This window comes from Nocardioides sp. T5, assembly GCF_048161455.1.
Taxonomy (GTDB): Bacteria; Actinomycetota; Actinomycetes; order Propionibacteriales; family Nocardioidaceae; genus Nocardioides.
This window is the reverse complement of the sequence record NZ_CP182415.1, coordinates 1,978,839-1,997,596: the sequence shown is the minus strand read 5'-3', so window position 1 is coordinate 1,997,596 and position 18,758 is coordinate 1,978,839. Positions and strand designations below refer to the sequence as shown.

Below are 18,758 nucleotides of genomic sequence, written 5' to 3'. Positions count from 1 at the left end.
TCCTCCATCCATGTGCTCGTTGCGGCCGAGAGACGGATCACGAGCTCGAACTCGACGGCTACCCGAACGTCGTGCATGTCTACCGTTGCACCATCTGTGGCACGGAACATCGTGTGGCCTGAGCTGAGGCCCAAACACGCACCATCCGACGACCCTGGAGTACGGGAGCCCGAGCGGGGCGTGAGCCGTCGTAGCAGTTCAGGCGTTTTCCCCGACATTGTCGGTGCCGCTCGATATGTTTGCCGGGGTCTGGAAGGCGGGTGGTTCGTATGGCTTGGTTCGGTAGGTCGGCAGCCAACAACCCGCGAACCAGTCCCAGCGCCCTCACTAGGCTGGCGCGCAGCACCAACCCGGACGTCGTCGAATCTGTAGCACGGAATCCTTCAACGCCGCCGTCTGTGCTCTCGGCGCTCGCGGCTTCTGCGTCCGAGCGCACCCTCGTCGCCGTCGCCGAAAATCCCAGCACCCCTGGCCAGACGCTGCAGGCCCTGATGGACCATCGAAGTCTGGCTGTGAGGCAAACCCTTGCTGAAAACCCCGCCACTCCGCCCGACGTGCTGGAACATCTCGCCAAGGCCCGTGGCGCTACCAGCCAGACCTTGGTCGCAGTGGCTGGGAATCCAAGTGCAGACCCCAAAACGCTGAAATGGCTCGCCGACGTCCGGTCGCCCGCGAAGATGGAGATCCTCAAGGCACTTGCCGGAAATCGGGCGTCGTCAACCTGGACCCGCGCGGCGATCGTGCGGATCGACAGCCTTCGGGACCTGGTGCTCCGAACGGCGCCTTCGGAGCCCGTTGACGTCCGGATCGGCCTCACCGAACTGTCGTATTTGCAGGAGAAGGCTGTTCTCACGGTTCTCTCGCATGACAAGGACGATCGGGTCCGTCGCGCAGTTGCTATCTCCCGGCAAGCTGACGCGAGCTTGCTCGAATTGCTTGCCGGAGACGAGGTGCACGCGGTATCCAGCGTGGCCCGCGCCCGACAAATCACGGAACCCTCCGAGCTCGCTCGACTCGCCTCGACTGAGGATCGGCTGGTGCTCGCCGCCTTGGCGATGAACGCGAATACGCCTGATGCGGTGAAGCCGGAGATCGCGCGTCGGCTAGTGCCCGGGGCAGGCGAGGGAACGCTGCGGGTGCTTGCCCAGGACCAAGCGACCCCGGAGGACGTGCTACTGCAGCTGGCGGCACATCGCAACTCCTCCATTCGGGGGGCGGTCTCTGCGAACAAGGTCGTGACAGCGGAGACCCTGCGTCTCCTGGCATCAGACGCCGAAGTGGGAATCCGGGCGCGGGCCGGCGGCTACGCCCAATTGCCCCTGGAGAGTCTCGTGACGCTTGCAACCGACGCGGAGACGACCGTCCGGGCGGCAGTCGCAGGCAACCCGTCCACGCCGCCAGAGATCTTGACGCGACTCGCGTCCGACGCTGAAGCCAGCGTTGTGATGGCCGTCGCGAAAAACCCGAGCGCCACGAGCGGCGTGCTGCAGACGATCGTTGACCACCACGGCGAGCAGCGCCATGGGGTGGATTCCGCGTCAAGGATCGTGCTTGGCGGAGACCTGCTTGCCCAGGTGGCGGCTAACCCGCGAACGCCCCCGGAGGCTCTCCAAATACTCGCCGATTCGCGTAACTCAGTTAGGGCTGCCGTTGCCGGCAACCCGTCAACCCCATCGCATGTGCTGGACGAGTTGGCTCGCACGGTTCACGAACACGTTTGGCTCAAGGGCAGCCCCGACATGAAGCGTCTGGACCCGGAGCACGAGCGGGACCGGATTCTCAGTGCCATTGTGCGCAATCCTTCCAGTTCGCTTGGGACGCTGCAGTTCCTCAGTAGCGGGGACTGGGCAGCCCGAAAGACCACTACGCGCAGCGAACGCGAGGACGGCCACACCACGAGGTGGACGATCTGGGACCCGAAGGCAACCGAGGGTGCCCAGAAGGACAAGGCCAGCTGGGTACGCGGCGAGATTTCACGCCGGCAGTGGCGTGGCGATTCGGATCTCCCGACTCGCCTTCGCTTCGCTACGAACGGCGACGCGGCTCCGGCGATTCTGGCCGACCTTGCCATGGACGCTGATGACTCCGTTCGTTCTGCTGTGGCTGCGAACCGATCGACCCCTCACGGGGCCTTCATGAACCTCGTCGGAGATCCAGTCGCAGAAGTCCGGATCGCCGCAGCAACTGCTTCGCATCCTCCGGCCGACACGCACAAGTTCCATGCCACGCTCCGAGAGGAGCTGTATCGGGACGCCTATGAACGACTGGCAGTCGACGAGGTCGCGGACGTGCGTGCGGCACTAGTTGAGAACAACGTCATCTTCTGGAGAGTTCTCTCGGCGCCTGTGCGCGAAAAGCTTGTATTCGACGATGAGATCCCGGTACGAGAGGCACTGGCACGGTCGTATCTCCGGCGTGATCGCCTAGGGATTTGGGACGCCTTGTCGCCGCGCTCGTACGGCCAGTTGCTCGATTTCCGGGACGTCCAGGTGTGGCGAGAGGTGGCCCACGATTTCCATGCGCCGCCCGAGGTTCTGGAGCGACTCGTCGACCTAGGAGATGACGAGGCAGCCGCCGCCGCAGTCAGACGGATCGATACCGAATCGGAGGCGCTCGCGCGGCTTGCCGGCTCAGCCGTTCCGATCGTGCTCGCAGCGATCCTCTCGCGTCAGGATCTGATTAACGCGCCGTCTGTGACGAGGGCTCTCGCAGCCAACATCGCTACGCCGCCAAAAGATCTTGAGCGGCTAGCGCGGTATGCCAAGGACGACGAAACGCTGACCGCAGCGATCCGGAACCCAACGTTCCCCGAGGCCACGCTGCTTCAGTTCGCCAGCGGATCGGACGAACGATTCCTGCGCGCGGTCCAATGGTGTGGCAGGTCCGAGCCAATCAGAAGGCTTGCCGAGAATCCGCTCGCGCCGGCTGACGTACTCGCATCTCTGGCGAGCGTTGATGACGCTGACGTTCGCGAAGCTCTGCTCGTAAACAAGTCGACTCCCGCCGATGCCCTGCTTCGCCTGGTCCAACGCGGGGAAGCGAGCAAGTCGTAGGACGGGCTACAGCGCCGGCCGGACAAGCGTGCTGACGACTGGCTCGGTCGATGCTGGGCGGCGCTGACTCGCGGAGCATCGCGACGCTGACACCGCATACGTCGCCGGGTACGAGTGGGCGCTTTGGGACTACGAAGATGCCAACGGTCTGAGCCACGACAGAGGTAGCAGCACGGCCACCGGGTGACCCGGACGGCCACGTCAACCAGTTGATCGCAACGACTTAGGGATACCTCCTGACCTGCACAAACGCAGGTATCCCCCTATCGAATCCGGGCAGGTATCCCGAAATCGTGGATACCTGACGTCGCATCGTCGGGGGCATGTTCGACCCCAACAAACCGGTTCCGACGTGGTCGGTGTCGACGATGCAGCGAGTCGCTGACGAGCCGACGCTCGCGGCCGCCGCGCTCCGCTACGCCAACCTCGGCATCCCGGTATTCCCGTGCGTGCCCGGCGGGAAGCAGCCGCTGACTCCCAACGGCTTTCACGACGCCACCTCAGCCGCCCGCGTCGTCCACTCATGGTGGCAGCGCACGCCCGAGGCGAACATCGGACTTCCGACCGGCACGCCCACCGGCGTACTCGTCGTCGATGTCGACGTCCACGCCGGAGGCAGCGGGTTCACAGCCTTCGAGCGAGCCCGCGCCGAGGGGTTCGGCGACGCCTGGGAGTGGTTGGTCCGTACTCCGTCCGGTGGGCTGCACGCGTACTACCCGAATGGCCGCGGGAACGAGCAGCCCAGTTGGCAGGTCCCGTCGGCGCACGTCGACTTTCGTGGCGACGGCGGCTACGTGATCGCTCCCCCGTCCCGGATCTCCGTCGGCGGCATCATGCGGTCGTACGAGGTCATCGCCGTCGCCACGCATGCTGCGAAGCCCCTCGATGCCGTTGAGCTCCGCCGGTTCCTGGAGCCGCCCCGACCGGCAGGCGCCCTGCCACCGCCCGGGATGCCAGCCACGGGATGCCGTCCTGACGCGCTGGCGCGAACGGTGGCGCTGACTCCTGAGGGCGGTCGTAACCACGCGCTCTTCTGGGCGTCGTGCCGCATGGCCGAGAACGGGCTCACCCATGCCGGCGCCATGAGCTGGCTGATGCCGGCCGCGCAGTACGCCGGGCTCCCGGACCGCGAGATCGAGACCACGGTCAACTCCGCATTCCGCATCGCCTCCCGGCTCGGCCCCGGGAGCCGCCCGGGCCCTACCCCAGCGAATGAAGGGATCCACCTATGAACACGCACACCGAGTACCGCCGCCACAGCTACCGGCCACCGGAGCAGCCGGTCGCTACCGACGCCGTCGACCGCACTGCCAGCGAGCTCGCACGCCATGGCGATCCGTCCCTCCAGCACGAACAGCCGGCACGGGAGCGGACGCAGAAGCGGGTCGCCTGGGTGCGCCCGACCGAGCTCGGTTCGTACGTCGGCCCGATGGTTGGCCGCGGGATCGACCTCCAAGCCGAGCTCGTACGACGAGCGCGACGTACGCCGACAACCGCCACTCGGACGCTCCGCCACTCCGCACCGAACCACCCGACGACGTCCGCAGCGAGCCCGGAAGGACTGGGACTGTGAGCGTCTCGTTCGCCACCCCCGAAGGCCTTCGAGCCGTCCTTGAGCGCCTCCACGACCGCGAGAGGGTCGGCTACTGGGGATGGCGGCAGGACCGTGAGGCCGAGCGACTCATGCAGTTCACGATCCGCAAGTACCGATCGCTCGCACGCACCCACCACTGCGAGCCGGAAGACTCGGCGTACGCCGCCTTCGAGGCCATGCGGACGCGTGCCGTCATGTGCGCCGACGACCCGTGGGCGGTCGTCACCCGTGCCGTCCAGGTCAGCCTGATCGCAGAGGAACGCGCAGCGGGCCTGCTCTGCTCGACCGCGCAGGCCCGGCGCCGCGAGGTCATGCGTCATCACGATGCTCGCCGCTTCGGTGAGGACGAGACCGGCTTCCTCGAGCTCCTTGTCGAGAGCCGCGGCCCGTCGCCCGTCGATGCCGCCGCGGCGCCACCGCCGTTGAAGCCCGGGGAGACACCCCCGACGAAGGCGTTCGAGGCGCTCAACCTGGTGATCAGCATGTTCGTCGCCCTGGGCTGGCCGGTCAACAGCGCGACGTGCACGCTCGACTACATCGCCACGCGGCTGATGGAGACGGGCAACCGGCATGTGGCTCACTCCTACCTCCGGCGCGATCAGGCCGGCCGCGCCGCGCTCGACCTGGACCGCGAGTCCTGGGCGACGGTGCTGCGGATCGTGCTCGGCAACCCCGACAAGGCAGCGGCCGCGACGCGGGCCGGCGTCGGCGTACTCGCCATGCTGGTCTGCGACTGGAAAGTCATCGACCTGCTCGCAGACGACGGGCTCGTCGTGGAGATCCGCGACTCCGCCCCGAAGGTCGCCAGGAGGATCGATGCCTGACAAGGGCCACATCGAGCTCGAGCGCCAGATCGACTCGATCACTGTCGGCGTACGCCATCGCCGCGACCTCGGCGACATGAGCGCCCTCATGCGGTCGATCGAAGAGGTCGGACTGCTACAGCCGATCACGGTCACCCCGGACGGGGTGCTGGTCTGTGGGTTGCGGCGCCTGGAGGCGATGCGCCGGCTCGGCAAGCGCACCTTGAGCGTCTGGGTCCGCTCCGGAATCTCCGATCAGCTCTCCCACCTGCTCGCCCAGCAGGACGAGAACGAGCAGCGTAAGCCGCTCTCCCCCGTCGAGACCGCGCGCCTCTACGAGGAGATCAAGGTCCTGGAGAAGGAAGATTCAGAGCGGCGCCAGGCAGCCACGCGGTTCGGTAGGACCGGCAACGACGGCGTAGCGAACGGTGGTAGTGAGTCACTACCACCGCACGGAAAGACCACCTCGATCGCCGCACACATCGTCACCGGCACCGACGCATCCCAGCGGCTCGAGCGGATCAACTGGATCAGGTCCGTTGCCGAGGACGCCAGCCTGGGCGAGTCCGTGCGCGAGTTCGCTGCCAACATGCTGACCGAGATCGACAACGACGCACCGGTCGCTCCGGCGTACAAGCGCGTGAAGGCCGCCGTCGAGCTGGCCAGCAAGCCGCCCCCTCCTACCGACGAAGAGCAGGACGAGGTCACTCGCCTCGCAGCCGAAGCGCTCAAGCGCGTCCAGGAGGAGGAGAACGCCAAGCGACTGCGGGCGCTACGGAACAAGGCCAAGCGCGCGCCACGCCATCACAGCCCGCGGTCGTTCACCCTCATGTGGTCCGAACTCGAGGGATGGACAGCGTTGTACGACGTCAACGAGCTCGCAGGTGCACTCAAGGACGATGAGTGGGCGCGCTTCGAGCGGGTCGTCACCGAAACCACCGACCTGCGCGACCGACTCCGCGACCTACGTACGGCGGCCGCGTCGGCCTGACCGACGTACCTCCCGGGTGTCCGCCACCTCGACCTCGGAGCCTCTATGCGCAACCTCACCTGGCGCCAGATCGCCGTAATCCTCGGCTGCGTCCTCTCCCTCGCGACCCTTGTTGTCGGCGTGTTCGGACTCGTGCGCGGCCCCGAGGCCACCGAGTCGACCCCGGCGCCTCGACCGTCCGGGGAGGTCCGGGCGATCCCGGAGGCGGCCACTCCGGTGGTCACGCTCGAAGATCGCGCTCTCCCGCACACGACGGATCCGATCGCCTACGCACGCGCCGTCGCGACCTCGCTGTTCGACTGGGACACCAGCCTCGGCTTCCTGCCGACCGACTACACCGCCGCCGTCCTGGCCGACGCCGATCCGTCGGGCGAAGAGACGCCCGGCCTGATCGCCGATGTCGCCACCTACCTGCCGACCGTCGACCAGTGGCTCGACCTCGGGGCGATGGAAGTGCGGCAGACGATCGAAATCGACGAGGCGTACGTCCCCGAGTCCTGGACCGCGGCAGTGCAGCAAGCCCACGGCCATCTCCGACCGGGCACGACGGCCGTGACCGTCACCGGCACACGGCACCGGATCGGCGTGTGGAACGGCGAGAGCGCCGAGTCGTCGCACCCGGTCGCGTTCACCGTCTTCGTCGCCTGCGAGCCGTCGTTCGACCGCTGCCACGTCCTGCGGCTCTCGCAGCTCGACAACCCACTCAGGTGACGCGGCCATGGGCATCAAGGTGCTTGCCGTCGGCGCTGCGGCCGCCGTACTCCTTGCGCCCGGCGCAGCCGTCCTCGGCATCGCAACCCTGATCAGCCCGGCTGCCGCAGGCTCGGGCAGCTGCATGTGGGACGGTCAGGCGACCGAGAGCCTCGGCGTCAGCGGCCCGGTACCGGACAGCCTCAGCGCGACAAACACCAACGGTGAGACCGTCACTCTCAACCAGCAGCAGCTCACCCGCGCCGCGACGGTCATCGCCACCGGCGAGAGCGAGAACATTCCGGCCCGCGGACAGATGATCGCGATCATGACCGCCCTGACCGAGTCATCGCTGCGTCTCCTGTCGAACACCGGCGCCTACCCCGACTCCGGCAACGTCCCGAACGACGGCGACGGCAGCGACCACGACTCCGTCGGCCTCTTCCAGCAACGCCCCGCCGCGGGATGGGGCAGCGTCGAGAACCTGATGGACCCCGTCTGGTCATCCCGAGCCTTCTACGGCGGTCCCACCGGCCCGAACCACGGCTCCCCGCGTGGCCTGCTCGACATCGACGACTGGGCATCGATGGATCCCGGCGCCGCGGCCCAGGCCGTCCAGGTCTCGGCCTATCCCGACCGCTACGCCGTCAACCAGCCGATCGCGGAGAAGATCCTCACCACCCTGAGCGGAGTGACGCTGTCCGGCGAGCTGGCATGCGCCCAGCCCGCGGGCGACGTACCGCTCGACCTCCCGCCCGGCTTTGCCGGCGACTTCATCAAGGCCGCCGCAACGCAACTCGGCAAACCGTACGTCTGGGGCGGCGGCAATTTCAACGGACCCACAGGCGGAGGCTTCGACTGCTCCGGCCTCGTCCTGTACGCCGCCTACCAAGCCTCCGGCGGACACATCCGACTCCCCCACTACTCCGGCGACCAGATCCGCGCCGGCACTGGCATCCCCTTCGGCAAGAAGATGCCCGGTGACCTGATCTTCTTCAGCTACCCAGGCGCCGGCGGCCCGCACCACGTCGCGATCTATGTCGGCGGAGACCGGATCCTGCACGCACCGCGGACCGGTGACGTCGTGCGCCACGGGACGATCGGAGAGTTCGCGGGCGAGGTCATGACCGTCCGCCGGCTCGGCTAGTTGCGCACACCTGCCGGCTGTCATCGTCATCAAGGTGGCCCGACGCCAGAGGTCTCCGGGGACTGCCGGGTGGCATCCTGACCGCATGGAGCAGGCTCGCCGGTTCGCGGTGCACGGCTCGGAGACCCACGTAGAGGCCTGGAGCGCCGTGCGGTTGCCTTTCGAACCGAAAGGCTGGCTAAGCGAGTACCGGCGCGACCTCCGCACGGCGCTGCGTTCCATGAGGGCAAGCCAAGCGGGCGTCCTCTACGCGGAGTACGCCACACCAGATCAGAGCTTCGCCGACCTCGAGAACGTGCTCCTCTACAACCTGGGAAGCGGCTGCTTCAGCCATCTCGCTCGCCAAGGCCTGAGCTGCCGAAGGATAGCCAGCCGCGATGACCTTCACCATGTTCGATACACCAGCATCGAGCCGGAGGACGCGCCAAGGCCCGGCGGCCAACTTCTCGCTTCAGTTCGGTTGATCGATCTACCCCCAGGATCAACACCAGCGCATTGGTGGTCCGCGTTCCGCGAGCAACTCAAGGTGCACGGAGACATCGGCACTTTGTATGGGGGCGAGCTTGGGATCACCGCCGAGCTCGGATCGAGTTGGAGTCGCCGCGACATCGCCCCATCGGTGAAGACACTGCTCGACGGTTTGATCAGCGCCCTGCACGTCCACGACTGGTCGAATCGTGAACACCTGGTGGCTGCTCTGGACAAAATCGGCGACGGCGAACGTCTGTGGGACCTCCTCAACGATCCCGCAATGGCGTTCCTGGGTCCACGACGCTTGGTCCGCCCTCACGGCCGGAGCATCGCGTGGAACCCGGCCGACGAACGCTGCGGGTTCTTCCAATTCACGAGGTCCGCGCAGGCCGACGCCGTGACCGTCAGAATCCACGCGCTGTCGCGCTGAGGTTGATGCGTTGTCAGGTCTGCAGACTGAGTTGGAGCGCAGCTTGCAACGTTGGGGCGACGACGTTTGCGACGTATGGAGCATCCGGTCGATCGCCCCACCTGATGGTCCCGTGAGCCGACGGGTGGGAGAATCGGCAAACGACCACGCGGCGCCCATCAAGGATGGCCTCGTACAGGTGCTCCGTGTGCACTCGTTCTGGGGCAAGAACGCCGGTCGCCCACTTTGCGACCTTGGTGCCCTGCAGGATCACGATCGTAGGCTCAAGTATCGACAGCGTGGCGGAGAAGTGGGCGCCGCAGTTTCGGGCCATGGTGCCGGTCGGTCGCCCCTGGCTACCTCCGGGCGGGCCAGCTGAGCAGAGCAGCCGGTTGACCAGGGCAAACCCGTCAAAGAGATGGAAGCGTCGACCCTTCGTGGGAAGCACGAACTCGCCCTCGTAGTCGGTCCCGAGACCGGTTCCCAAGAGCAGCCTCAGCGCGGTCGTCGTGCCTCGCATATGGGGATTGCGTCCCGGGTATCCGTCCTGCGCGTAGTAGCGGTGCGCCAACCCCGACCCGTTCACGACCTGCTGATATCGCGTTTCCATGGTGACCCCGCTGAGGTACCTGGCCGCCGAAGGACCCTTGGCCAGACCGGACTCCTGACCCACGACGGCGATGCGTAGCGGCTCTCCATCAAGAGTCAGGTCGAATCGCCGGCCGACGTGACTCATGATGCCTTCCCGAAAGGCACCGCCCTGGTGCCGCGAATTGCGGCACTGCTGGTAGCTCGGACAGATGAACTGGCCATCCGACAGAAGGTTGCTTTCGACGTACCGGTTCAGCCTCGCGATGCGACTTCTCGTTGCCCGGAGATCCACGCTGACCTGCCGATCCCACGGGTCAGGCACGCGGGTTCCTGCGGCTCTCGCGACCAGTAGCGGGAGGAGTCGATCTCTCCAGGTCGGTACGTGAATGTGTCCGCTCGACATACCTCCGTGCGCGAACTGCTCGCGATATACGGCCTCCTGCACTTCCCGGCGAATGTCGACACCAGCCAAGTCTTCGATGTGGGTGGCGAGCAGGTTGTCCACGCCATCGTCCGTGGCCGGGACCGGCGTCTCGTCGAGAGCCTCTCGAAGTGCCTGCCATAGGTACCGATCACCGCGCAGTCCCCACTGCTCGGGCGCGGGAGTGAACAAGGACCCCATCCTCACGGCGTCAGACTACGGGAGCGGGCGGAGGCGGTTGGGAGGATGGAGAGCCCCGGTGCTTCGGTCAACGCACCTGATGATCATGACCCTGATGCTGCTGACTTTCACGGACGTCGGTCCGGACTTCGGCGCCGTCGGCGGCGCGGGTGACCTTCGCACCATCGTCGGTGCGCTCCTCACATACGGCCTGATCGTCGCCGTACTCATGCTCGTCGTCTCGGCGACGACCTGGGCCCTCGCGTCCAGCTCAGGCAGTTGGCACACCGCTCAGAAGGCCAAGCTCGGCTGCTTCGTCGCCATCGGTGGCGCCACCCTCACCGGCGCCGCGCTCACCTGGGCCAACTGGCTGCTGGACGTCGGGCCGCACCTCTAACACGTCCGCCCGTCCGACGTCAGGAGTCCTTCCGATGAACCTTCCCGCAGCAGCCCTGCTGCTTCCCCTCGACATCGAGATCGACCCGAACTCGAACGGGCTCCCCGGCATCGGCGAGCTCAAGCAGATCGTCGGCGCCGCGATGACGGTCGGGCTGATCCTCGCCGTACTCGCCCTCATCATCTCCGCGATCGTGTGGGCGCTCGGCGCGAACTCGAGCAACCCGCACCTCGCGGGCCGCGGCAAGCTCGGCGTACTCGTCGCCCTCGGGGCCGCGATCGTCTGCGGCGCCTCGGTGACGCTCGTGAACTTCTTCTGGAACGTCGGCCAGCAGGTCTGAGGGCGATCGTCATGGGTGTCTGCGATGTGCCGGTGATCCACGAGGTCTGCAACGCCGCCGGGGACGCGGCCGGTGCGGTGGTGACCGCGCCGTTCGACTGGCTCGCGCAGGGCATGGGCGGCGCTGCCGAGTGGATGTTCACGTCCGTATGGAAGGTCATCGACTCCACGACGTACGTCGGCGTGACCAGCGGCGAGTACACGAAGGTCTACAACATCATGTTCGGCGTCGGGGTCTTCGTGATGCTCGGGTTCTTCATGCTCCAGGTCATCGGCGGCATGATCCGCCGCGAGCCCGCCGCTCTGTCCAGAGCGGCGCTCGGGCTGGCGAAATCCATCTTTGGATCCTTCGTCGCCCTCGCGTTGCTCGCGACCGCCCTCGAGATCACCGACCAGCTCTGCATCGGGATCGTCAACGCCGCCGGCACCAACATGAATGAGATGGGCGACAAGGTCGCGGTACTCGCCGCAGGCCTCGGCACCATCAACCTCGCCGCGCCCGGCGCGGGTGCGATCCTGACGATCTTCCTTGCCAGCCTCGCGATCATCGGGGCCATGGTCGTGTGGATCAGCCTCCTCATCCGCAAGGCGCTGCTGCTGATCGCGATCGTCTTCGCCCCGATCGCTCTCGCCGGGTCCAGCTGGGACCACACCCGCAGTTGGGTGAGCCGCTGGGCGACGTTCGTGATCGCGATGATCCTGTCGAAGGTCGTCCTCGTGGTGATTTTCCTGCTGGCGACCGCGCAGGTTTCTGCGCCGATCGACGCAGACCTGGAGTCCGTGAGCCAGCCGATGGCAGGCGTGGTCCTGATGCTGATGGCCGGATTCGCGCCGTACCTGACCTACAAGGCCATCGCCTTCATGGGCTTCGACATGTACCACGCGATGTCAGCCGAGCAGGAAGCCAAAGCGTCCCTCAACCGGCCGATGCCGATCCCGCTCTCCCGGCGCACCGGCAGCGAGCCGGCCAAGGTCCTGGGCGACGGCAGCGGAGGCGGCAGTGGCGGTGGCGGTACGACGTCCGGCAGCTCGCCCGTGACTGCGGGACCATCCGCCGGCGGACCATCGAGTGGTGCGGGCGGCAGCGGCGCCGGAGCCGGTGGCGCCTCCGGAGGTGCAGCGGCAGCAGGCGGAGCGGTCACTGCCGGAGTGGTGGTCGCGAAGGAGGCCGCGGCGGCTGGCCCTCGACTCGGAAACTTCGTCGCTGCGCAGGCGACCGGACAGGCAGAGGCGCACGAGTCCGCCGCGCCCTCGACCGTCCCGCCCCCGGTCGCGGACTCGACGCTGGTCGACACCGCTGGGAAGAAGTGATCGGCGGTGGCCACGACCACCGGCGAACCGGAACTGACCCCGATCAAGTTCTCGCGCCTCACGCGACGCGGCGTACTGCTCGGCCTTTCCGCACCCCAACTCCTGATGGCCAGCCTCGCGTCGGGCACGTTGATCATCGGCCTGTACGTCGGCGCCGTGGTGATTACCTTCCCGATCATCCTGTCTTTCGTGGCACTGGCGTTCTTGGGCGTCGGCGGGCGCAAGCTCATCGAGTGGGCACCGATCGGCGCGCGGTGGCTCTGGCGATCCACCGGCGGGCAGCTGTTGTACCGCCGCCGGATCGTGAAGCCGCGCCCCGCTGGCACGCTGGCGCTGCCGGGCGATGCGGCTCGGTTGCGCCAATGGGTCGACCCCGAGACCGACGCCGTCATGGTCCACGACCCACACGCTGCGACACTGACCGCGATCGTCGGTGTCTCCCACCCTGCGTTCGTACTGCTCGACCCAGCTGAGCAGCAGCGCCGGGTCGTCTCGTGGGGCCGCGTCCTAGCGACGGCATGCCGATCCGGCCGAATCGCCTCCGTCCAGGTGATGGAGCGGACGCTGCCCGACTCCGGCAAGGGACTGGCGGACTGGTGGGAGCAGCACGGCGACCGATCCGGCTCCTGGGCCGCGACGACGTACGGCGAGCTCGTCGACCGCGCCGGCCCGGCGGGCGAGCGCCACGCGTCGACTGTCTCGATCTCGCTGGACATGAAGGTGGCCGGGCGAGCGATCCGGGCTGCCGGCGGAGGCAAGCGAGGGGCGGCCGCCGTACTCCGTCACGAAATGGCGACCATGCTCGCGGCCCTCCGGTCCGCCGACCTCTCCCCCGGCGAGTGGCTCACGCCCGGCGATCTTGCGCTGATCCTACGGTCGGCGTACGACCCCGCCGTCGCGGGCGCACTCGAGCGCCACGGCGACATCGGCCGCGACCTCGCCACCGCGGGACCCGTCGCGGTCACCGAATCGTGGGGCTCCTTGCGCAGCGACTCCGCGAACCACTGCGTGCTCTGGATCAGCGAGTGGCCACGATCCCTCGTGTACCCCGGCTTCCTCGCGCCCCTGCTGCTTTCCTCCGGCGTGCGTCGAACCTTCACGCTGCTTTACACGCCGATGCGTACCGATCGCGCTGCCCGCGACATCCGCAAGAAGAAGACCGAGTACATCTCGGACGCGGCGCAGCGGCAGAGGATCGGCCAGATCGAAGACGCCCAGCAGACCGCCGAGTACCAGGACGTCCTCCAGCAGGAAGCCGACCTCACGGCCGGGCACGGAGTCCTGCGAGCGACCGGCTTCGTCGCGGTCAGCGCGAGCGATCCTGACGAGCTCGAGCGCGCCGTCGCTGCGATCGAGCAGGCGGGGATCCAAGCGTCATGCGAGACCCGTCGGCTCTGGGGACAGCAGGCTCAGGGCTTCTCAGCCGCTGCACTGCCACTGTGTCGTCCCGTCTGACCCTTGACCCGCGAGCGACGACAGTTCGCGCTCGACGCTCCAGCGAACTCCGGCCCGCGGCCACGGCCATGTCGGCCCCGACCCTTACTCTCGGGAGCACGACCTGAAGGAGCACCGCAGCATGAGCAGCCACTACACGACCAGCGAGGCAGAGGCCGTCTACGACGCATGCGCCAGCATCCCTGCGGGCATGGTCATCACCTATGCCGATCTCGCCCAACTGGTCGGCCGACCCACCACTCACGCACGCACGGTTTCGACGATCCTGGGCCACCGTCCCAACGAGGGGACTTCTCTCGACCCGCTGCCGTGGTGGCGGGTGGTGCGATCGGACGGCTCGCTGCTCGACGCGGCCCAGGTCACGGGCCCCCGCGCGCAGTGGGTCGGCTGGGCGCTTGACCGGCTTGCGGGCGAGGGTGTGCCGCTGATCGGCGAGGGCGTGAACCGCCGCGTCGATATGGGCCGGGCGAACCGCATGCCGATTCCGGACGGCATAGCACCGTACATTCCGGCGGCTCGCGTACGGGAGAAGCGCGCCAAGGTGCGCGCCGCCGTGCCCTGCTGGAAGCACGACGCGGTGCAGTACACCTGTCGAGACTGCACCGGGTGAACTCGCTGGTGCCCCGTCCTACATCCACTCTGCTGGACACCACTCCTGCAAGCTTCTACAACGGCCGACGCAGCGGCCCGCCGTGCGAGACCGGTGGGCAGTCCTTTGCGATCCGGAGTGGGTTCCCCGACGCCGCGGTGACCGTGCCGATACCGTCGACGAATAGGACTCAGTTGCAGGGCGCTCCCTCGCAGCACGGGCGGATGTAGCCGCATCCGTCACACCGCTCGTGGGAGGTCTCCCAGCGCATCAGGGTGCTGCAGTTCGGGCACGGCTCCGTCAGATCGGCCATGACGCAAGCGTAGGCCGATGACCGCGTGGCGTTCCGTCAACACGACGGAGCGCCGCGCGCACCTCCTCGATGAGTACCACTGATCGAGGAGGATTTGATGCCCAGCTTCAACGACCCCGTCGTGGACGCCGACGAACTCCGTGAGGCAGTCCGCGGCCTCGCACACGCGACCCTGCATATCGACGATCCGACGTCGATCTATCCAGTCTTGGGTGCCGTCAGCTCGGCGCTCGCATCGCTGAGCCAGTCGCTCCATCAACTGGGTGACTTCCACGACGGGCCGTCACGCAAGCAGGCGTGGATGAACGGCGACCCGAATGCAGGACGCGCTGCGTCGTACAAGGTCTCCTGGGAGCTGCATCGCGCGGCTGAGATGGTCCATCAGGTCGCCGAATGTGTCGACCGGGCGCACGAGGTCGAGGCGACCATCGCCTACGACATCGCGGACTATCCGTCCCTCGCTCCGGTCCACCGGCCGCTGCAGGATCGCGGGTTGTCCTTGTGACCGGGTGGCAGGACGGCCGACTTCATTCGGCGGTACTCGTCTCTCCGGGGCGCGAGCGTCGGGGGGACCGGAAGCTGCGCAAGGCGGCCGCCCGAGCCCGGCTGTCGGAGGACCGCGAGGCGCGTCGTACCGAGGCGAAGCGAAAGGCCGACGCGCTCACCGCCGAGAAGCGCTCGACCGTCACCCTTCCCCGGGCTGGAGAGCCTGGCCCTGCAGCGCTCCGCACCCCCGGCCGGTTCCGGCTCCCGCGGCATCAGGACACCTCGGCCACCCTCGCCGGCGCGTACCCGTTCCTCGCCGAAGGCGGCCTCGGCAGCGAAGGCGTCTTCGTCGGCCAGGACCTCTACTCCGGAAGCTCGTTCGTCTACGACCCGTGGATCCTCTACGCCCGCGGCCTCATCACCGCACCGAACCTCGTGCTCGCCGGCATCGTCGGCTCCGGCAAGTCATGCCTCGCCAAGAGCCTCTACACCCGCTCGATCCCGTTCGGCCGCCGCGTCTACGTCCCGGGTGACCCCAAGGGTGAGCACACCGCCGTCGCCGAAGCGGTCGGCGGACGCGCCATCGCCCTGGGCCACGGCAGGCCCAACCGGCTCAACCCGCTGGACGAGGGACACCGCCCCTCCGGCTACGACGATGCGCAGTGGGCGAGCCAGATCGCATCCCGTCGCCGTGACCTCGTCGGAGCTCTGGCCGAGACCGTGCTCGAACGCCGCCTCACCCCGCTCGAGCACACCGCCGTCGACATCGCCATTGACCGCACCGTCCAAGGTGCCGACGTACCCGTCCTCCCCATGGTCGTCGACCGACTCCTCGCCCCCGACCCCGCCGAGGATCCCGACAGCCGGCTCACCGAGGACGGACGTCTCGTCGGCCACGCACTGCGTCGCCTCGTCGCGGGCGACCTCGCCGGGCTCTTCGACGGACCCTCCACGGTCACCTTCGACCCGAGCCTGCCGATGATCTCCCTCGACCTGTCCCGCGTCACCGAGAACGCCACCCTCATCTCGGTCCTAATGACGTGCGCGTCGGCGTGGATGGAATCCGCGCTCCTCGACCCCAACGGGGGCCAGCGCTGGGTCGTGTACGACGAGGCCTGGCGGCTCATGTCCCACCCCGCGCTGCTGCGGCGGATGGACGCCCACTGGCGGCTCGCGCGGCACTACGGCATCGCGAACATGCTGATCTTCCACAAGCTCACCGACCTCGACAACGTCGGCGACTCCGGCTCCGCGATGCGGGCCCTCGCCTCGTCACTGCTCGCGAACGCCGAGACCCGCATCGTCTACCGCCAGGAAGCCGACCAACTCGGCGCCACCTCGGCAGCACTCGGGCTCACAGGCACCGAGCAGTCACTGATCCCCACCCTCGGCACCGGCCAGGGACTGTGGCGGATCAAGAACCGCTCCTTCGTCGTCCAGCACCAGATGCACCCCGCCGAGCTCGAGCTCTTCGACACCACCGGACGGATGACAGGAGGCACGGCGTCATGACCACTCAAGTTCAAGGTCGAGGGGCACGCGAGGCCAAGCTCGAAGCCCTCCAGGAGCAGCTGTCCGAATCTGTCGCCGCGCTCGTGACCGGTGAGGACTGGAAGCGCGCCCTTACCTTCGCGGCACAGTTCCGCGGACGCAGCTTCGGAAACTCGATGCTGATCGCGGCACAGCACTTCGCGGCGTACAACGAGGGCAGGGTGCCCGAACCCACCCCGACGTACGTCGCTGGCTTCCATCAGTGGCTCTCACTCGGACGCAGCGTCGCGAAGGGCCAGCACGGGTACGGCATCCTCGCCCCGGTCACCGGCCGGTTCGCCTCGTTCGCGCCGGACGACCCGAACTCCTGGCGGCGCCTGGCCCGCAACGAGAAGCCCATGTCCGGCGAGTTCGCCCGCACCCGCATGATCAGCGTCAAACCGACCTACGTCTGGGACATCTCCCAGACCACCGGCGACCCCGTGCCAGAACTCCCCCGCCCGCCGCTGCTCCAGGGCCAGGCACCGGATGGACTGTGGGACGGCCTCGCCGACCAGATCACCGCGGCCGGCTTCGAGCTCCGCCTCGTCTCCTCCGCCGCGGCGATCGGCGGCGCCAACGGCCTGACTGACTTCCTCTCCCGTGAGGTCTCCGTCCGCATGGACATGGACGAGGCCGCCCAGGTCAAGACGCTCGCCCACGAACTCGGCCACGTCCTCCTCCACGCGCCTCGCGAACACGCCCTGTCGACCGAGGTAGCTGCTGACGCGACCTTGCACCGCGGGATCGCCGAAGTGGAAGCCGAATCAGTCGCGCTCATGGTCGGCGCCGCGCACGGACTCGACACCTCCTCCTACACGGTCCCGTACGTGTCGACCTGGGCGGCGAGCGTGCCGGGCAAGAACCCGGTCGAGGTCGTCCAGTCGACCGCTGACCGCGTCCGCGCGACCGCACTCGGCATCCTCGACCAGGTAGACACACATCAGATCGGCGACGGCAACCCGCCCGGGCTCGACCGCGAAGCCCTCAGCCACCGGACCGGGACGGCTCCTGTCGTCACCGACGTACGGCGCGACGGGGCGGTGCTCGGGCTATGAAGATCCCCGTCGTCCTGAGCGTCGTCCACGTCGCCATCGACGCCGACGGCGTGATGGCGGTCGACGTCGACGGTGTCCCCCGCGACTCTGGACAGAGCAGAACCCGCGGTGACCTTCGAGCTGTCATCGACGAGATCACCTCAGAGCTCGGCGCCCCCGTGCGAGTCGAGGTACGCGAGGCCGACGGATCGACGTACTCCGACATCGCGACTCCCCCAGAATCCCCGGCACCAGCGGCGGCAGGGCCGTCACCCACCACCTCAACTCCATCGCTCGCTGTTGCCGGGTTCCAGCCGGGCGAGGAGGTCGCGCTGGCCTACGTCGTCGTACGGCAGAACGCCGATGCCGACGGCAAGGCGTCGCTCAACCTCCCGCCCGCGCTGCTCGCCGCAACCCGCGGCGGGCTCATGATCCTCGGGATGAGCTCACGGACAGTCACCCCGTTCGAGGCCCCGGCATGAACCCAGCCGCACGCAGTGCGAACGACGAGCTCGTGAACCTGGCACTCATCGGGCTCCTGGCGGCCTTCGCTCTGGCGCTTGTGCTGCGCGCCGCTGCAACGGTGGCCGCGGTCGCGACCGGTGCGGACACGCCCGGCAGCGGGATCGCGGGCGGCCTGCGTGTCCTCACCGATCCAGGCCGGCCGTCGCGAGCGTTCGGCGCCCCGGGGTTGTCCGCGCTCGCCTACTGGAGCGCGGTGACGCTTTTCATCGGCGTCCTCGCGACGCTCGCCTGGTGCATGTGGAGACTGGTCGCCCGACTCCGGCACCGGACTGCTCGAGATCCTCACCGGATCCAGGGCACCGCGACCGCACGAGACATCGACGCGACGGCTTCGAAGAAGGCTCTCGTACGACGCGCCGCCACCCTCCGTCCCTCGATCCAGCACCCGAGGGCGAGCGACGTCGGCTACCTGATCGGACGCAGCTG

At 67.9% G+C, this 18,758-nt stretch carries 17 protein-coding genes; 16 read left to right on the top strand and 1 reads right to left on the bottom strand.

Annotation, left to right across the window (positions count from 1 at the left end):
- Positions 1-398 precede the first annotated feature (398 nt).
- The 7 genes from ACNKF0_RS09780 to ACNKF0_RS09750 all read left to right on the top strand — a co-directional run bounded on the left by ACNKF0_RS09780 (position 399) and on the right by ACNKF0_RS09750 (position 9,179).
- A complete protein-coding gene (locus ACNKF0_RS09780; RefSeq protein ID WP_416957910.1) occupies positions 399-3,053 on the top strand; it encodes a hypothetical protein in 2,655 nt (884 codons plus the stop codon).
- Between the two features lie 368 nt (positions 3,054-3,421).
- The gene (locus ACNKF0_RS09775; RefSeq protein WP_416957908.1) at positions 3,422-4,285 is read left to right on the top strand and encodes a bifunctional DNA primase/polymerase; all 864 of its coding nucleotides are present in this window, start codon (positions 3,422-3,424) and stop codon (positions 4,283-4,285) included.
- Between the two features lie 337 nt (positions 4,286-4,622).
- Positions 4,623-5,471 (top strand): serine/arginine repetitive matrix protein 2, encoded by an 849-nt coding sequence (locus ACNKF0_RS09770; protein ID WP_416957906.1) that lies wholly within the window; start codon positions 4,623-4,625, stop codon positions 5,469-5,471.
- Positions 5,472-5,547: 76 nt separating this feature from the next.
- Positions 5,548-6,441, top strand: coding sequence for a ParB/RepB/Spo0J family partition protein (locus tag ACNKF0_RS09765; protein WP_416957904.1), 894 nt, complete (start codon positions 5,548-5,550; stop codon positions 6,439-6,441).
- 45 nt (positions 6,442-6,486) lie between these two features.
- Positions 6,487-7,152 (top strand): hypothetical protein, encoded by a 666-nt coding sequence (locus ACNKF0_RS09760; RefSeq protein WP_416957902.1) that lies wholly within the window; start codon positions 6,487-6,489, stop codon positions 7,150-7,152.
- Between the two features lie 7 nt (positions 7,153-7,159).
- The gene (locus ACNKF0_RS09755; protein WP_416957900.1) at positions 7,160-8,278 is read left to right on the top strand and encodes a C40 family peptidase; all 1,119 of its coding nucleotides are present in this window, start codon (positions 7,160-7,162) and stop codon (positions 8,276-8,278) included.
- Between the two features lie 85 nt (positions 8,279-8,363).
- Positions 8,364-9,179, top strand: coding sequence for a hypothetical protein (locus ACNKF0_RS09750; RefSeq protein WP_416957898.1), 816 nt, complete (start codon positions 8,364-8,366; stop codon positions 9,177-9,179).
- Positions 9,180-9,192: 13 nt separating this feature from the next.
- Here the strand turns inward: ACNKF0_RS09750 and ACNKF0_RS09745 are convergent, their stop codons facing one another.
- Positions 9,193-10,362, bottom strand: a complete 1,170-nt coding sequence (locus tag ACNKF0_RS09745) for a hypothetical protein (RefSeq protein ID WP_416957896.1) — start codon at positions 10,360-10,362, stop codon at positions 9,193-9,195.
- A gap of 103 nt (positions 10,363-10,465) precedes the next feature.
- On the opposite strand from ACNKF0_RS09745, the gene ACNKF0_RS09740 reads away from it, so the two are divergent.
- The 9 genes from ACNKF0_RS09740 to ACNKF0_RS09700 all read left to right on the top strand — a co-directional run bounded on the left by ACNKF0_RS09740 (position 10,466) and on the right by ACNKF0_RS09700 (position 18,289).
- Positions 10,466-10,747, top strand: a complete 282-nt coding sequence (locus ACNKF0_RS09740) for a DUF6112 family protein (protein WP_416957894.1) — start codon at positions 10,466-10,468, stop codon at positions 10,745-10,747.
- A 34-nt stretch (positions 10,748-10,781) separates the two neighbouring features.
- The gene (locus ACNKF0_RS09735; protein WP_416957892.1) at positions 10,782-11,087 is read left to right on the top strand and encodes a DUF6112 family protein; all 306 of its coding nucleotides are present in this window, start codon (positions 10,782-10,784) and stop codon (positions 11,085-11,087) included.
- Between the two features lie 11 nt (positions 11,088-11,098).
- Entirely contained in the window at positions 11,099-12,397 is a 1,299-nt protein-coding gene (locus ACNKF0_RS09730) for a conjugal transfer protein TrbL (protein ID WP_416957890.1), read from the top strand.
- Positions 12,398-12,403: 6 nt separating this feature from the next.
- Positions 12,404-13,852 carry an SCO6880 family protein gene (locus ACNKF0_RS09725; RefSeq protein WP_416957889.1) on the top strand — a complete coding sequence of 483 codons (1,449 nt, stop codon included), beginning with the start codon at positions 12,404-12,406 and terminating at the stop codon, positions 13,850-13,852.
- A 121-nt stretch (positions 13,853-13,973) separates the two neighbouring features.
- Positions 13,974-14,462: an MGMT family protein gene (locus ACNKF0_RS09720; protein WP_416957887.1), complete on the top strand. Its 489-nt coding sequence runs from the start codon at positions 13,974-13,976 to the stop codon at positions 14,460-14,462.
- 389 nt (positions 14,463-14,851) lie between these two features.
- Positions 14,852-15,259, top strand: coding sequence for a hypothetical protein (locus ACNKF0_RS09715; protein WP_416957885.1), 408 nt, complete (start codon positions 14,852-14,854; stop codon positions 15,257-15,259).
- Positions 15,256-16,752 carry an ATP-binding protein gene (locus tag ACNKF0_RS09710; protein WP_416957883.1) on the top strand — a complete coding sequence of 499 codons (1,497 nt, stop codon included), beginning with the start codon at positions 15,256-15,258 and terminating at the stop codon, positions 16,750-16,752. Before ACNKF0_RS09715 ends, ACNKF0_RS09710 begins: the two co-directional genes overlap by 4 nt.
- A complete protein-coding gene (locus ACNKF0_RS09705; RefSeq protein WP_416957881.1) occupies positions 16,749-17,828 on the top strand; it encodes an ArdC-like ssDNA-binding domain-containing protein in 1,080 nt (359 codons plus the stop codon). The genes ACNKF0_RS09710 and ACNKF0_RS09705 overlap by 4 nt, the downstream gene beginning before the upstream one ends.
- A complete protein-coding gene (locus ACNKF0_RS09700) occupies positions 17,825-18,289 on the top strand; it encodes a hypothetical protein (protein ID WP_416957880.1) in 465 nt (154 codons plus the stop codon). Before ACNKF0_RS09705 ends, ACNKF0_RS09700 begins: the two co-directional genes overlap by 4 nt.
- The last annotated feature ends 469 nt before the right edge of the window (positions 18,290-18,758 follow it).

What these genes read in the sequence shown, in the direction of transcription:
- ACNKF0_RS09700 (WP_416957880.1), top strand. Translation starts at nt 17,825, where the DNA reads ATGAAGATCCCCGTCGTCCTGAGCGTCGTCCACGTCGCCATCGACGCC.
- ACNKF0_RS09720 (WP_416957887.1), top strand. Translation starts at nt 13,974, where the DNA reads ATGAGCAGCCACTACACGACCAGCGAGGCAGAGGCCGTCTACGACGCA.
- ACNKF0_RS09705 (WP_416957881.1), top strand. Translation starts at nt 16,749, where the DNA reads ATGACCACTCAAGTTCAAGGTCGAGGGGCACGCGAGGCCAAGCTCGAA.
- ACNKF0_RS09760 (WP_416957902.1), top strand. Translation starts at nt 6,487, where the DNA reads ATGCGCAACCTCACCTGGCGCCAGATCGCCGTAATCCTCGGCTGCGTC.
- ACNKF0_RS09750 (WP_416957898.1), top strand. Translation starts at nt 8,364, where the DNA reads ATGGAGCAGGCTCGCCGGTTCGCGGTGCACGGCTCGGAGACCCACGTA.
- ACNKF0_RS09775 (WP_416957908.1), top strand. Translation starts at nt 3,422, where the DNA reads ATGCAGCGAGTCGCTGACGAGCCGACGCTCGCGGCCGCCGCGCTCCGC.
- ACNKF0_RS09765 (WP_416957904.1), top strand. Translation starts at nt 5,548, where the DNA reads ATGAGCGCCCTCATGCGGTCGATCGAAGAGGTCGGACTGCTACAGCCG.
- ACNKF0_RS09735 (WP_416957892.1), top strand. Translation starts at nt 10,782, where the DNA reads ATGAACCTTCCCGCAGCAGCCCTGCTGCTTCCCCTCGACATCGAGATC.
- ACNKF0_RS09715 (WP_416957885.1), top strand. Translation starts at nt 14,852, where the DNA reads ATGCCCAGCTTCAACGACCCCGTCGTGGACGCCGACGAACTCCGTGAG.
- ACNKF0_RS09740 (WP_416957894.1), top strand. Translation starts at nt 10,466, where the DNA reads ATGCTGCTGACTTTCACGGACGTCGGTCCGGACTTCGGCGCCGTCGGC.
- ACNKF0_RS09755 (WP_416957900.1), top strand. Translation starts at nt 7,160, where the DNA reads ATGGGCATCAAGGTGCTTGCCGTCGGCGCTGCGGCCGCCGTACTCCTT.
- ACNKF0_RS09730 (WP_416957890.1), top strand. Translation starts at nt 11,099, where the DNA reads ATGGGTGTCTGCGATGTGCCGGTGATCCACGAGGTCTGCAACGCCGCC.